This window comes from Pseudomonas sp. 9.1(2019) (genome assembly GCF_009910445.1).
GTDB classification, from domain to species: domain Bacteria; phylum Pseudomonadota; class Gammaproteobacteria; order Pseudomonadales; family Pseudomonadaceae; genus Aquipseudomonas; species Aquipseudomonas paraversuta.
This window is the reverse complement of sequence record NZ_VBWF01000008.1, coordinates 37,307-50,838: the sequence shown is the minus strand read 5'-3', so window position 1 is coordinate 50,838 and position 13,532 is coordinate 37,307. Positions and strand designations below refer to the sequence as shown.

At 60.3% G+C, this 13,532-nt stretch carries 11 protein-coding genes; 5 read left to right on the top strand and 6 right to left on the bottom strand.

Annotation, left to right across the window (positions count from 1 at the left end; genetic code table 11):
• Positions 1–48: 48 nt before the first annotated feature.
• From FEZ21_RS12980 to FEZ21_RS12970, 3 genes are read right to left on the bottom strand one after another with little or no spacing between them, the layout of a single operon-like run.
• Entirely contained in the window at positions 49–927 is an 879-nt protein-coding gene (locus FEZ21_RS12980) for a rhomboid family intramembrane serine protease (protein ID WP_160627374.1), read from the bottom strand.
• Positions 924–1,895 (bottom strand): metallophosphoesterase, encoded by a 972-nt coding sequence (locus tag FEZ21_RS12975; RefSeq protein WP_003444783.1) that lies wholly within the window; start codon positions 1,893–1,895, stop codon positions 924–926. The genes FEZ21_RS12980 and FEZ21_RS12975 overlap by 4 nt, the downstream gene beginning before the upstream one ends.
• The gene (locus FEZ21_RS12970; RefSeq protein WP_003444785.1) at positions 1,895–2,785 is read right to left on the bottom strand and encodes an NAD(+) kinase; all 891 of its coding nucleotides are present in this window, start codon (positions 2,783–2,785) and stop codon (positions 1,895–1,897) included. Before FEZ21_RS12970 ends, FEZ21_RS12975 begins: the two co-directional genes overlap by 1 nt.
• Positions 2,786–2,889: 104 nt before the next feature.
• On the opposite strand from FEZ21_RS12970, the gene FEZ21_RS12965 reads away from it, so the two are divergent.
• The gene (locus FEZ21_RS12965; RefSeq protein ID WP_160627371.1) at positions 2,890–3,846 is read left to right on the top strand and encodes a DUF1853 family protein; all 957 of its coding nucleotides are present in this window, start codon (positions 2,890–2,892) and stop codon (positions 3,844–3,846) included.
• 95 nt (positions 3,847–3,941) lie between these two features.
• On the top strand, positions 3,942–4,490 hold the full coding sequence (locus FEZ21_RS12960; RefSeq protein ID WP_003444790.1) for a cytochrome b: 549 nt from the start codon (positions 3,942–3,944) through the stop codon (positions 4,488–4,490).
• Positions 4,491–4,585: 95 nt separating this feature from the next.
• Here the strand turns inward: FEZ21_RS12960 and FEZ21_RS12955 are convergent, their stop codons facing one another.
• Positions 4,586–5,512, bottom strand: coding sequence for a 1-aminocyclopropane-1-carboxylate deaminase/D-cysteine desulfhydrase (locus FEZ21_RS12955; protein WP_160627369.1), 927 nt, complete (start codon positions 5,510–5,512; stop codon positions 4,586–4,588).
• Positions 5,513–5,704: 192 nt separating this feature from the next.
• Here FEZ21_RS12955 and mrdA point away from each other — a divergent pair, with 192 nt between their 5' ends.
• Complete coding sequence (gene mrdA, locus FEZ21_RS12950) at positions 5,705–7,600, top strand: penicillin-binding protein 2 (protein ID WP_003444793.1); 1,896 nt, start codon at positions 5,705–5,707, stop codon at positions 7,598–7,600.
• A 59-nt stretch (positions 7,601–7,659) separates the two neighbouring features.
• Here the strand turns inward: mrdA and FEZ21_RS12945 are convergent, their stop codons facing one another.
• The gene (locus FEZ21_RS12945; RefSeq protein WP_003444794.1) at positions 7,660–9,714 is read right to left on the bottom strand and encodes a c-type cytochrome; all 2,055 of its coding nucleotides are present in this window, start codon (positions 9,712–9,714) and stop codon (positions 7,660–7,662) included.
• Positions 9,715–9,983: 269 nt separating this feature from the next.
• On the opposite strand from FEZ21_RS12945, the gene tauA reads away from it, so the two are divergent.
• The gene (gene tauA / locus FEZ21_RS12940; protein ID WP_160627367.1) at positions 9,984–10,958 is read left to right on the top strand and encodes a taurine ABC transporter substrate-binding protein; all 975 of its coding nucleotides are present in this window, start codon (positions 9,984–9,986) and stop codon (positions 10,956–10,958) included.
• A 122-nt stretch (positions 10,959–11,080) separates the two neighbouring features.
• Positions 11,081–12,076, top strand: a complete 996-nt coding sequence (locus tag FEZ21_RS12935) for a GlxA family transcriptional regulator (protein WP_003444796.1) — start codon at positions 11,081–11,083, stop codon at positions 12,074–12,076.
• A gap of 56 nt (positions 12,077–12,132) precedes the next feature.
• Here FEZ21_RS12935 and FEZ21_RS12930 read toward each other — a convergent pair whose 3' ends face one another.
• Positions 12,133–13,473 carry an MFS transporter gene (locus FEZ21_RS12930; protein WP_127196914.1) on the bottom strand — a complete coding sequence of 447 codons (1,341 nt, stop codon included), beginning with the start codon at positions 13,471–13,473 and terminating at the stop codon, positions 12,133–12,135.
• Positions 13,474–13,532: the final 59 nt, after the last annotated feature.

Below are 13,532 nucleotides of genomic sequence, written 5' to 3'. Positions count from 1 at the left end.
AATTAACTTTTAGCCGCAGGGCCAGCTTGCTCGCGAGCAAGCTGGCTCCTACAGGGTTTGAACAGCTTTGCGCCGGGCCCAAAGGCCGCCCAGCAGGCCGGTCAGGCAACCGATCAACAGGCCGCCGACATGGGCCGCGTTGGCGATCTGGCCAAAACCTATCATCGACACCAGCCCCGACATGCACAGCGCCAGCCACACCAGCATCATTACCAGCACTCCGCGAGGCAGGTGATACATCGGGTTGGGCGCCATCAACTGGTAAATCCAGACATGCCCCAGCAGGCCGTACAACACCCCCGACAACCCGCCAAACAGGCTCGGGCCGCCAAACAGGTATTGGGCGAAGTTGGAGACCAGGCTGAACAGCAGGCTCAGGCCGATCAGGTTGATGCTGCCCTGGCGCATTTCAATCCGTCGCCCCAGCTCCCAGTACCACATGCCGTTCATGGCAATGTGCAGAAAACCGAAGTGGATCAGCATCGGCGTGAACAATCTCCACCACTGCCCCTCTGCCAGGCTATCGGACAAAGGTGTGAACTGGATGTACTGCCCGTGAATGCTGAAATCGACAAACGTCAGCGCGCTCAGGGTCGACAGGTTGTCCCCCAGTTGCGTCACGGCAGCCACTATCACGCACAGCAAGAGAACGATGGCCGTTGCCGGGCTGTCGCGCACCTGCTGGACGAACCCCGGGCGGGCCATGGCCGGCGGACGCTCGACTATGGGCAGTTCATGCTCGGGGTCACCTGCCGGAAAACGCTGATACAGGCTGCGCACATCATCGGCAATGGTTTCGGGGGCCCACAACACCAGTTCCCCCGCCTCCTCACTGACCCTATGCGGCACTTGCATGCGCTTGAGCAAATGCACAAAACCGCTGAGATCGGTAGACAGCGGCAAACGTAAAACAGCAACAGCACTCATTGAATCGCCTCCGGGCGTTCCACATCTACCCACACGAACTTGTTCGGATCGAGCCGGGTTTCCTGATCAAGGCGATAAGCCACCAGCTTGCCGTATAGCACCGCGCTGTAATCCAGGCAGGCCAGGTTGGGGCGGATCGGTGCCGGATTACCACTGCGCCAGTAATGACCGACAAACAACAGCGGTTCATCGCTGCCGTAACGCAACAACGTATCCTTCTCAATGCTGGACAGCGGCTTTTGCGCCACGCGCTCGGGCAGTGCATCAGGCTGGAACACAATGTCTCCGTAGGTTTTAGGGTCGTCTTCCCAGAACTTGGTGCGAAAGAACGCCCGCGTCAGACCATCGCCGCCAGTCAGCGTCATGCCGTCCGGCAAGCGCATGTCGGTACCGCGCAACAGCCGGTTGAAACTCAGGTTGGCGAAACTTTCAGGCATGGCTGCGGCCTGCAGAAACGGCTGGTCAATGCAGCCATCGGGAAATTCCCCGCGCAGGGTTGCAATCACCCGGGCATCCCAACAGGCATGCACTACCCGGAAACGACCGGCGTCGACAAACAGCGGCATGTCGTAAAACCACTGCACGAACTCGCGCCACTCGTCTGGATACGGGGCGAATTGTTCGAGGGTTTCGTGAATTAACCGGGCATGGCGCGGGGTATGTTCGCGCACATACAGCTTGCCACTGCCCGCAGGTGCCGGGGTACACCAGCCCAGCGCGTTGAATTCATGGTTGCCCATCAGGCACAGCGCCTGACCGGTCCTGACCATGTCATGCACAATATGCAGCGACTCGCGAATGCGCGGGCCGCGGTCAATGATGTCACCGAGAAACACCGCCATCCGTTGCGGGTGTCGCCAGATACCGGCGAGTTTGCGATAGCCCAGACGCTCCAGCAGGTGCTCAAGGGTATGAGCACAGCCATGCACGTCACCGATCAAATCGTAACTGCGCGCTGGATCTAGCATCAGTCAGCCCTGCCGCCCAAACGGCTGCCCCAGCCGAGTTTGGTCCTGCACACTTCGTAGTAGTTGTGGTCCAGCGGATGAATCAGGCGCAGTTTCTGCGCTTTTTTACTGACGGTGATGGTGTCACCCGGCGCGCAGGTGAAATGGTTCTGGCCGTCGCAGGACACTTGCGGGTAGATCTGCATGTCCTTGGCCACCACGATTTTCAACTCGCTGTTGCCGTCCACCACAATCGGACGGCTGCTGAGGGTGTGCGGGTACATCGGAACTATGACGATGGCATCCAGCTTGGGATGCATGATCGGGCCACCGGCCGACATGGCGTAGGCGGTTGAACCGGTGGGAGTGGCCACAATCAGGCCGTCGGCCTTCTGGCTGCAGACGAACTGGCCGTCGATATGCAGTTCGAATTCGATCATGCGCGTTGATTTGCCGGGGTGCAGTACCACGTCGTTCAGGGCATCGCCCTGGCCAATGGCTTCGCCGTGGCGGCGGACTTCAGCTTGCAGCAGAAAACGGTTTTCAACCAGATAGTGGCCATCGAGCACTTCGGCGACCTTGATTTCCAGCTCGTCGGGACGGATGTCGGTCAGGAAGCCCAGGCTGCCACGGTTGATCCCCAGTACCGGGACATTGTGCCGGGCCAGCGCCCGGGCCGCGCCCAGCAAACTGCCATCACCACCGACCACTATCACCATGTCGCACACTTCACCGAGCATTTTGCGCGACGAGGTTTGCAGGCCATGGCCGGGTAAAACCTCACCAATGGTGTCTTCGAGGATCACGTGCATGTGCCGCTCAAGCAGGAATTTTTTCAGTCGGCGAACCGTATCGAGCACCTGTGAACTGCCCAAACGACCAATGATGCCGATATTACGAAATTGCTCCATGAGGCTCCTGCAAGGTTCTAGGCGTGCGAAAACAGCGATTATGGGCGAAACGGGACGATAGACAAAACCCTTTCAGTCAGTGTGCAAACAGCTATGCTCGCACAATGATCCTCTTCCCCGACTTGCTCAACCTGCCCCGCCAATTGCGTCACCCCGAGGTGCGTGATCTGGCGTGGGTGATTCTCGCTCCGCCCATGCTTGAACAGACCCCCTGGCCACAGCGCCACCCCCTGGCCGGCAGCGACTGGGTCCAGGCCCCCGAGCAGCTGGAACGCTGGCTGCGGGCTCTGGACAGCAACAGCGAGCCCTTGCAGCAATGGCTGGCACTGGCCACCACCCGCCGACTTGGCCGTTATTATGAGCGGCTGTGGCAGTTTGCCGTACAGCACGCGCCGGGAGTCGAACTGATCGCCGCCAACCTGCCGATCCGCCTGGGTGGGCATACCCTGGGCGAGCTGGACATGGTGCTGCGTGATCGCGACGGCGTACATCACCTGGAACTGGCGATCAAGCTCTACCTCGGTCCACAGCAAGGTGATGGCAGTGATCCTGCCCAGTGGCTGGGCCCCGGCAGCAATGACCGGCTGGACCGCAAGCTCAGGCATTTCAGCCAGCATCAATTACCCATGTCACAGCGCCCTGAAAGCCGCGAAATTCTCGCCGGGCTGGATATACAGACCTTCAGCGCCCACATGTGGCTGGGGGGCTACCTGCTGTACCCGTGGCCGGGCCAGTCTCGGCCGCCACTGGGCGCCAACCCGCAGCACTTGCGTGGCAGGTGGCTGCATCAAAGTGACTGGCCTGCGTTTATCGGGCAAAGCGCAGCCGGTTGCTGGCAGCCCTTGCCCCGGCATGCCTGGCTCGCCCCGGCGCACTATGGCCCGGAGGGCATCTGGAGCGGGCAACAGCTGCAGGTCTGGCTCGACGAACTGCACCCCCAAGCCCCGGCCCAGCTGCTGGTACGCCTCACAGAAAGCCCCCAAGGTGACTGGGAAGAAGCTGAGCGGCTGTTTCTGGTGGCCGATCTATGGCCAAATTTGCCCGGAACCCCTGAAAACTGACACATCTCAGGTGCAACCTGACACAACCCGTTTAAAGTGAAGCTACTCCGTCGAACAAGAGCGGAGGTTTTAGACCTGAATCGAGAGGAAACAGCATGTCCTGGAAAAGCACCGCCGATCAATACAGTCGAATGTCCATCGCCCTGCACTGGCTCATGGTGCTGTTGTTTGTACTGATTTATGCGGCCATCGAGTTTCGCGGGATATTCCCGAAGGACAGCGATGGGCGCAATCTGATGAAAGACGCGCACTTCATGCTCGGCCTGACGGTGTTTGTGCTGGTCTGGCTGCGGTTGCTGGCGCGAACCCTGGGCGCGGCACCAAAAATCACCCCGACCCCGCCGGCCTGGCAAACAGCCCTCGCCACCTTGATGCACTGGGCGCTGTACCTGTTCATGATCGCCATGCCGGTGCTGGGCTACCTGATCCTCAGCAACAATGACAAATCGGTGTTTTTCTATGGTTTCGACCTGCCGCCGCTCACCGCCAAGGACGTGGACTTCGCCAAGCAGATCAAAGGCTGGCACGAACTGGGGGGCACCATCGGTTACTGGCTGATAGGTTTGCACGCCGTGGCGGGCCTGGCGCATCACTACCTGATCAAGGACAACACCCTGTTGCGCATGCTGCCCCGCCGCCGATAAACCAGCGGTGAAATGTGAAATGTAGGAGCGAGCTTGCCTCGCGATCTATTCTCGCGATCTATTAATGACGAAGAGCTCGCGAGACAAGCTCGCTCCTACAGCAGGGCCTCAAACCCCCGGCGGCCCTGCAAACCGCCGGTGTGCACAAACACCAGGCGCTGACCGGCGGTAAACCGCCCCGCCTCGACCGCCTGTTTGAGCGCCATTAACGCCTTGCCGGTGTACAAGGGTTCCAGCGGCAAGTCGCTGGCCGCTTCACTGTCGCGAATAAAGTCCAGCAACGCCCCGTCGACTTTGGCAAAACCACCGCGACTGGCATCAATCAGTTCATGATTGCCCGGCCCCCACCCTGCCTCCAGCAAAATCCGCTCCACCTGGGCCGCCACGCCATGGTCATCCGGCACCGCCAGCGCGCCATAAACCCTTTGCTGCGGGTCTTCGCCCAGTATCAGCCCGGCCAGCGTAGTCCCGGTGCCGGCTGCCAGCCACCAGCCGTGGTAATCGTCCCAGCCCAGGGTGCTCAACTGCTCACGTACCTGAACCACCAGCGGCATGCAACCTGCAGCGCCCACCAGCCCGCCGCCGCCTTCAGGTACGTTATGCAACAGTGGATAGCGCTCCTGCCAGGGCTCCCAGAAACCCGGAGCATGGCGCGCCCGATACCCGGCAAAACCCAGCCAGTGCAACTGCATGCCGAACCGCTCCAGATCGAGGGTGGTCGGGGTTTGCTGTGGGTGCCCGCGCAGCAGGCCCACTGTCGCAAAGCCAAAGCGCTTGCCGGCCGCCGCCAGGGCATGCAAATGGTTGGAGTGGGCGCCGCCCAGACTGATCAGTCCATGGGCCCCGGCAGCGTGCGCCGCCTGCAAATACCCTGTGAGCTTGAACCACTTGTTGCCGCTGATCAGCGGGTCAATCCGGTCCAGGCGCAGCACCGCCACTTCAACCCCGGCCCGCTGCAGCCAGGCAAAGTGCAGCGGCTGCAACGTGGCTCGGGGATGCCAGTCAATCAAGGGCAACATCATGGCGGCTTCCATTTAAAAGGAAGCCAGTTTAGCGCACCCGACAACAGGCGCAGCCTGTCGGTTTTCACACGCCAGTCGACCAATAAACCGACTCGATCACCGGCTTCTTGGTAAGGTGTGCGCCGACTTTCGTAGCCAGCTAACGACCTGCTGGCCGCTGCTTTGTGTTTACTGACGTGAGACGCCCCAGAAATGCCCGAGCCGATCCCTCTTAAAGATCACGAAACCGAGAAGCGTCTGGTCAATAAACGCCTGATTGCCTGCGCCCTGCTGGTGCTGACGGTCAGTTGCACCCTGATCGGCCGAATGTACTTTTTGCAAGTCACCGAATTTGACTACAACTCGACGGTGTCGGAGAACAACCGGGTGCATGTGTTGCCGATCCCGCCGGAACGCGGCTTCATTTACGACCGCAACGGCGTGCTGCTGGCCGACAACCAGCCCAGCTTCAACATGACCATCACCCGCGAACGTGCCGGCGATACCGCCAAAGTGCTGGACTCGGTCATGAGCATCCTGCACTTGCCGGAAGAAGACCGCGCCGTCTTCGCCAAATCAATGAAGCAGGCCCGCCACCCGTTTGACCCCTCGACCCTGCTGTATGAGCTGAGCGAAGAGCAGATCGCGCTGCTGGCGGTCAATCAGTTCCGCCTGCCGGGAATCGATGTAGAAGCCCAGTTTGTACGCCACTATCCCCAGGGCGATCATTTCGCCCACTCGGTGGGATACGTTGGCCGCATCAACGAGAAAGAAGCCAAACAGCTGGACCCCACTCAGTACCGGGGCACGCAATCGATCGGTAAAACCGGTATCGAACGCTTCTACGAGCCCGAACTGCACGGCAAGGTCGGCTTTGAAGAGGTCGAGACCAACGCCCAGGGCCGGGTGATGCGGGTGCTGCGCCACACCGACGCGGTGGCAGGCAAAAACATCGTGTTGAGCCTCGATATCAAACTCCAGGAAGCCGCTGAAGAAGCCCTGGGTGACCGTCGTGGCTCAATCATTGCCCTGGACCCGAAAACCGGCGAAGTGCTGGCGATGGTCAGCAAACCCAGCTTCGATCCGAACCTGTTCGTGACCGGTATCAGCTCCAGAGACTACTCGGCCCTGCGCGATTCCATCGACAAGCCGCTGTTCAACCGGGCCTTGCGTGGCCTGTATGCGCCGGGCTCGACCATCAAGCCTGAAGTGGCGATTGCCGGGCTCGACAGCGGCGTCATCTCGGCCTCGACCCGGGTGTTCGACCCCGGCTATTTCCAGTTGCCCAACGTCGACCACAAGTACCGCAACTGGAACCACAGCGGTGATGGCTGGGTGGACTTGAACGCGGCAATCATGCGCTCCAACGACACCTATTTTTATGACCTGGCATCCAAGCTGGGCATCGACCGCATGCACGACTACATGGCGATGTTCGGGCTGGGACAGAAGGTCTCGCTGGACATGTTTGAAGAGTCCTCGGGCCTGATGCCCTCCCGCGAATGGAAGCGCAGCACCCGTCGCCAGGCATGGTTCCCCGGCGAAACGGTGATTTTGGGGATTGGCCAGGGCTACATGCAGGTCACGCCGTTGCAACTGGCGCAAGCCACTGCACTGATTGCCAACAAGGGCGTGTGGAACCGTCCGCACCTGGCCAAAACCATCGACGGCACGCCGCCGGCTGACGACAACCCGATCGCCAATATCGTGCTGCGCGACCCCAGGGACTGGGAGCAGGTCAACCATGCGATGCAGCTGGTCATGCACGACCCGCGCGGCATTGCCCGGGCAGCTGCCCAGGGTGCGCAGTATCGGATTGCCGGCAAAAGCGGTACTGCACAGGTGGTGGCGATCAAGCAGGGCGAGCGCTACAACCGCTTGAAGACAGCCGAGCGCAACCGCGACAACGCCTTGTTTGTCGGATTCGCCCCGGCCGAAGACCCGCAGATCGTCATCTCGGTAATGATCGAAAACGGCGAAGCCGGCGGCCGCGTGGCAGGGCCGGTGGTGCGCAAGGTGATGGACGCCTGGTTGCTTGATAATCAGGGCGTGCTGAAACCCCAGTATGCCAGCCCGCAGGTCAAGGCCCATCCAAACCCGCATGTGTAATTGATTCATCTGCAGGAGCGAGCTTTTAAACAGCTTGCTCCTGCAGATAATCATTGGCTTCAGTAGCGGGCGTCCGCCGGTTTGCCGCCCTTTGGCCAGTCCCCGGCCTTGTCGGCAAAGTCCGGACGAGGCTGGTGCGAGAAGTACTCGGCCACGTCCACTGCATCCTGATCCGACAACCCGCCCTGCCCCAACGGGAATTTCTGGTGAAAGCCAATCGGCATATTGCGTTTGACGAATGCCGCCGCGGTATAGGTGCGTGCCATGCCCGCCCCGATATTGAACGACTCATCGCCCCACAACGGCGGGAACACAAAGCTGCCATCGGCATGCTTCAAGCCTTGCCCGTTATCACCGTGGCACACCGCACATTGCTGCACATACACCACCTTGCCGTTCTGTGAATCGGGCTTGATGCCCGGGTCCACCTTGCCCACACCACGACCCGCCACTTTATCGCCCGGGGCCGTGTTCATTTTCATCCAGTCGAAATACGCCACCATCGCCTGCATGTCAGCTGATGCCACAGGCAACGGCTGGCCATTCATCGAGCGCCGGAAACAGCCGTTGATCCGTTCCTCCAGCGTCACTTCCTTGCCCGCCCGGGGTGCATAGCCAGGGAAAAACGCCGACACCCCCACAAACGGCGAACCGTCGGCCACGGTGCCCGCGTTCAGGTGGCAACTGGTGCAATTAAGCGCATTCCCGACGTTGTCCGGCAGCAAAGCCTTGGTTTGCAGGTGCAACCGCATGCCGCGCAGCACCTGGTCAGCATTGGCTGCGGACAACAGACCGGCCAGGCGCGGCGTCTCAAACGCCGTAGCGTCGATGGTTTGCGGGTTGAGCTGTTTACGCATTGCCGCCACTTGCGCAGGGCTGATCGCTGACGCCTGGTTGCCCCAGCTGCTACGGACAAAACTGAGGATCTCGGCAATTTCCCCGTCACTCAACCGGGCAAAGCCGGGCATTCTGTAGACCCGCGGATGAGCCTCGGTCTGCGGGGTTGCCCAGCCCGTAAGGGTGATATGCAGCAAAGAGGCCGGGTTGGCAGCAATGATGCCCGGGTTGCCATTCAATGGCGGGAACATACCTTTGACTCCGCCACCGTCCGGGCGATGGCAATCGGCACAGAACTGGGTGTAGCCCAGACCGCCACGACTGCTGAACAGGGAGTCCGGGGCAATGGCTGGCTCACTGGCAACCATCGGCATTGGCAAGTCGTCCTTGCCCGCCGGCAACGACTTCAGATAGCTGGCGATCGCCGTCAGGTCCCCATCGGTGAAATGCTGGGTACTGTGATGAATCACTTCGGCCATGTTGCCCGAGACCGTGGCAAAGCGGTTTTGCCCGGTTTTAAGCAACTGCACCGTGTCTTCGACGGTCCACAGGTTGCGCAGGCCAATTGCCCGCCAGTCTTCCACGGTTTCCCCGGCCAGATAGTATTTACCGCTACTGCCCGCATCGCTCATGGCCTTTTCCTGAAAGGCTATCCCGCGGGGTGTGTGACACGACCCGCAATGCCCCAGGCCCTGTACCAGATAAGCACCGCGGTTCAGCTGCTCGCTGCGGCCCGGCTCGGGAACGAACCGCTGGTCATCGACAAACAGCAGATTCCACAGCGCCAGCCCCCAGCGCTGGTTGAACGGAAATCCCATGTCGGCTTCCAGGTTTGCCTGCCTGACTGGAGTCACACCCTGCATCAGATAAACGTACAGGGCGCGCATGTCCTCTTCACTCATCTTCGCGTAGGACGGATACGGCATGGCCGGGTATAGATTCTGGCCGGTACGCGTAATGCCTTTACGCATCACCAGGTCAAACTCATCCAGGCTGTACTGACCAATCCCGGTATCGCGCTCAGGGGTGATGTTGCTGGAGTAAATCGTACCCATGGGTGTTTTCAGTTCCAGCCCGCCCGCCATCACCGCCCCGCCTTTGGCGGTATGACAGGCAATGCAGTCGCCGAGCCGGGCCACATACAGGCCGCGTTCGATCAAGGCATTCTGATGCAACGGATCGGCGTCAGCTGCCGTTATCGACTCGCTGGCCTGGGCCTGAACCGTGCAAAACAGCGTCAGGCCTGCGAGCACCAGACGTGGAAGGGTAAAAAGCATGGGCTATTCCTTTAAAGCAACGGCCTGGGGTGATCCCCTCGGCCATGCTGTTTTTGTTATTGACTCCTCACAATCTGTTGTAGCCGGTTTTAAACAGACAGTGCTTGACCCGGGTCAGGCATGGGCCACGTTGCCCCTTGCAGCAACGCTCTAAGCTAGTTCCAAAACGGTATTTTCCCCTTTTATTTAAAGCACTTAGATTCAGCCCACCGGACCACCGGCCCTTTGCTTGAACCTCTCTTTCAGTCCATTACAACAAGGTCCGGTCCATGTCCCTGCGCACCTTTCTCGTTGCCCTTTCACTGGCAGGCCTGAGCCTTGGCGCCCAGGCCGCCGACCTGACCATCGGCTACATCACCGGTATCGATCCGACCAAACTGGCCCAGGCGGAAGGCAGCTACGACAAAGCCATTGGCCAGAAAATCGACTGGCGACGCTTCGACTCGGGCCCTTCGGTGGTCGCCGCGCTGGCCTCGGGCGACCTGCAGATCGGTAATCTGGGCTCAAGCCCGCTGGCAGCCGCCGCCTCGCGCAACGTACCGCTGGTGACCTTTATCGTCACCGCCCGGATCAAAGGCTCAGAAGCCCTGGTGGTACGTGATGGCAGCGGGATCAAGGAGCCCAGGGACCTGATCGGCAAAACCATTGCCACCCCCTTTGTCTCCACCTCCCACTACAGCCTGCTGGGGGCGCTGAAACACTGGGGGCTCACGCCGCAACAGGTGAAAGTGGTCAACCTCAGTCCGGCACAAATTACCGCAGCCTGGAAACGTGGCGATATCGACGGCGCCTTCACCTGGTCACCTGCACTGGGGGAAGTCCGCAAAACCGGAACCATACTGACCGACGCGGGCCAGGTCAGCGAATGGGGCGCGCCAACCTTTGAAGTATGGGTAGCACGCAAGGACTTTGCCGAAAAACACCCGGAAATCGTCGCTGAATTCGCCAAAGTCAGCCTGGATGCCATTGCCGATTACAATGCCCATCAGGCCGCCTGGACGGCAGATTCGCAGCAGGTGCAGAAAATTGCCAAACTCACCGGGGCCAATGCAGCCGATATTCCGCAACTGCTGCAGGGCGCGCACTTCCCTTCGACTGCCGAGCAGAAATCCCCGCAACTGCTGGGCGGCGGCACCGCCAAAGACATCGCCCGGACGGCCCTGTTCCTCAAGGAGCAAGGCAAGATTGAAAGCGTTCTGCCGGACTATTCAGGCTATGTCAGCGATAAATATCTGCCTCAATAGCAAGCAGTGACTCACTGGCATAACAAATGCTTCCTTAGCCTCCAAGAGTACGGGTCATTGCAGGGGCTCAATGCGCTTGCCCTGAGCTAGACACGTCCCGGATCATAAGGAGGAATCTGAAGATGGCAACACCAGTAACAGCGTCACCGAGCAATCAGCCCACAGTGAAAACCGTGGGCTTTTTGGTGATACCAAACTTCACCACCATCGGTTTTGCCTCGGCCATCGAGACCCTGCGCATGGCCAATATGGCAGCCCGGCGCGAGCTGTTTCGCAGCGTGATCATTGCCCCCAACATGGACCCGGTCATTGCCAGCAACGGTATGCGCATCCTCCCCGACCATGCCGTTGGCGATGCACCAAAGCTGGATATTCTGCTGGTGGTGGGCTCCAACCCCATCGTCTCCCACCTCAGCAGCCGGCCCGTACTCAACTGGCTGCGCAAACTGGCCCATGAACAGGTGGCACTGGGGGGCATTTGCACCGGCAGTTACTGGCTGGCCCGTGCGGGTCTGCTCAAGGGGTATCGCTGCACCATCCACTGGGAAGACATCGAAACCCTCAAGGACCACTTTCCGGGGATCATCATTTCCAACCAGCTGTTCGAACTGGATCGTGATCGCTACACCTGCTCCGGCGGCGTGGCGTCCATGGACATGACCCTGCAGCTGATTGCCCGCGAACCGGGTGGCCGGGAGATTGCGGCCCATGCCGCCGAACTGCTGCTGTGTGATCGCGCCCGCGGAGCCCAGGAGCAGCAGCGTGTACCGCTGCGGCAAAAGCTCGGCACCTCGCAGCCCAAGCTCAGCCAGGTGGTGGCCATCATGGAAGCCAATCTCGAAGAGCCGGTGAGCCTTGAAGACCTGGCGCGCTTGAACGAAGTCTCGGTGCGCCAGCTGGAGCGCCTGTTTCACAAGCATCTGCAGCGCACCCCGAGCCAGTACTACCTCGAACTGCGTCTGGCCCGCGCCCGCAGCCTGTTGCTGCGCAGTGAATCCCAGGTCAGGGATATTGCCCTGGCTTGCGGCTTTGTCTCGGCGGCGCATTTTTCCAAGTGCTACAGCCGCCTGTTCGGGGTATCACCCATTGGCGAACGCAAGCAGGTGGCGGTGCATTAAAACGAAAACGAGCTTGCGGGCCATGGCCGCAAGCTCGCTGTTACAGCGCGCAGATGTCAGTCCGGCAGCGCCTTGTGCGCAGTCTCCCGGCTGGCCAGCATCGCCACCAGCGCCACCCCGGCCGCCGCCAGCAAGTACCAGGCCGGTGCCATCTTGTTGCCGGTCAGCTGAATCAGCCAGGTGGCAATGAACGGGGCAGTACCGCCGAACAAGGCATTGGCCAGGTTAAAACTGAAAGCAAAACCGCTGAACCTTACCCGGGTCGGGAAGATCTCGGCCAGGAAGCACGGCAAGGTACCGTCGTTCATTGCCAGGATGGCGCCAAAGGCAATCTGGATCATCAGAATTACCACCAGCGACGGGTTACCGAGCATGCCGAACAGCGGAAAGGTCAGCAGCAAAAACAGCACCGATGCGCTCACCAGCATGGTCTTGCGGCCAAAGCGGTCAGACAGCTTGCCCATCAAAAAAATCAGACCGATATAGGTCGCCAGTGACACAGTGGACGCGATAAATGAATCGCTCTCATCCATGCCCATTTCCGTCGACAAGTAGGTGGGCATGTAACTGAGCAACAGATAAAAGGCCACGGCATTGAGACAGGTCACGCCGATTCCGATCATCACTGCCCGGCGGTGCACCGTCAGCAATTCACGAATCGGTGCATGGGTCGCGCACTCCTTGGCCTCCAGGCGTTGTTCCATCTCCAGGAATTTGGGCGAATCCTGCAAGCTCATGCGGATATAGCGCCCCACCAGACCAAAGGGTGCCGCCAGTAAAAACGGCAGGCGCCAGCCCCAGTCATGCAGGTTCTCGACGCTCATCAGGCTGTGCATGGCGGCAACGAACACTGCGCCAAACAGCAACCCGGCAGCCGTGCTCGCCGGTACGATGCTGGTATAAAACCCGCGCTTGCCGTCGGGGGCATATTCCGCCAGAAACGCCGAAGCCCCGGCATATTCACCGGAGGCCGAAAAACCCTGGACCAGACGAATCAACAGCAACAACGCCGGGGCCCACAGACCGATATGGTTGTAGCCCGGCAGCAGGCCGATGCAAAAGGTCGAGACGGTCATGATCAGGATCGACCACGACAAAGCGCTGCGACGCCCGTATTTGTCGCCGAAATGCCCCCAGACCAGGCCACCGACCGGCCGCACCAGAAACGACAGGGCGAACACCGCGAAAGTTGCCAGCAGGCCGGTTGCCGAATCGGTCTGGGGGAAGAACGTCAGCGCGATCACGGTCGCCAGATAGCCATAGGCGGCGTAGTCAAACCACTCCACAAAGTTGCCCATGAAGCTGGCTACGGCGGCGCGGCGCAGGGCCTTGCGCTCGCTCAGACGCTCAGTGTGTTGTGCTGCCGTCAGGGTAAGAGTTGCGCTCGGAGTACTCACAGGACACCTCCGAAGGCACAGGTGCAGGGATGAAAAACAGACAGCAAAGCCGGGACATG

What these genes read in the sequence shown, in the direction of transcription:
- FEZ21_RS12970 (WP_003444785.1), bottom strand. Translation starts at nt 2,785, where the DNA reads ATGGAGCAATTTCGTAATATCGGCATCATTGGTCGTTTGGGCAGTTCA.
- FEZ21_RS12965 (WP_160627371.1), top strand. Translation starts at nt 2,890, where the DNA reads ATGATCCTCTTCCCCGACTTGCTCAACCTGCCCCGCCAATTGCGTCAC.
- FEZ21_RS12955 (WP_160627369.1), bottom strand. Translation starts at nt 5,512, where the DNA reads ATGATGTTGCCCTTGATTGACTGGCATCCCCGAGCCACGTTGCAGCCG.
- FEZ21_RS12935 (WP_003444796.1), top strand. Translation starts at nt 11,081, where the DNA reads ATGGCAACACCAGTAACAGCGTCACCGAGCAATCAGCCCACAGTGAAA.
- tauA (WP_160627367.1), top strand. Translation starts at nt 9,984, where the DNA reads ATGTCCCTGCGCACCTTTCTCGTTGCCCTTTCACTGGCAGGCCTGAGC.
- FEZ21_RS12975 (WP_003444783.1), bottom strand. Translation starts at nt 1,895, where the DNA reads ATGCTAGATCCAGCGCGCAGTTACGATTTGATCGGTGACGTGCATGGC.
- FEZ21_RS12945 (WP_003444794.1), bottom strand. Translation starts at nt 9,714, where the DNA reads ATGCTTTTTACCCTTCCACGTCTGGTGCTCGCAGGCCTGACGCTGTTT.
- mrdA (WP_003444793.1), top strand. Translation starts at nt 5,705, where the DNA reads ATGCCCGAGCCGATCCCTCTTAAAGATCACGAAACCGAGAAGCGTCTG.
- FEZ21_RS12980 (WP_160627374.1), bottom strand. Translation starts at nt 927, where the DNA reads ATGAGTGCTGTTGCTGTTTTACGTTTGCCGCTGTCTACCGATCTCAGC.
- FEZ21_RS12960 (WP_003444790.1), top strand. Translation starts at nt 3,942, where the DNA reads ATGTCCTGGAAAAGCACCGCCGATCAATACAGTCGAATGTCCATCGCC.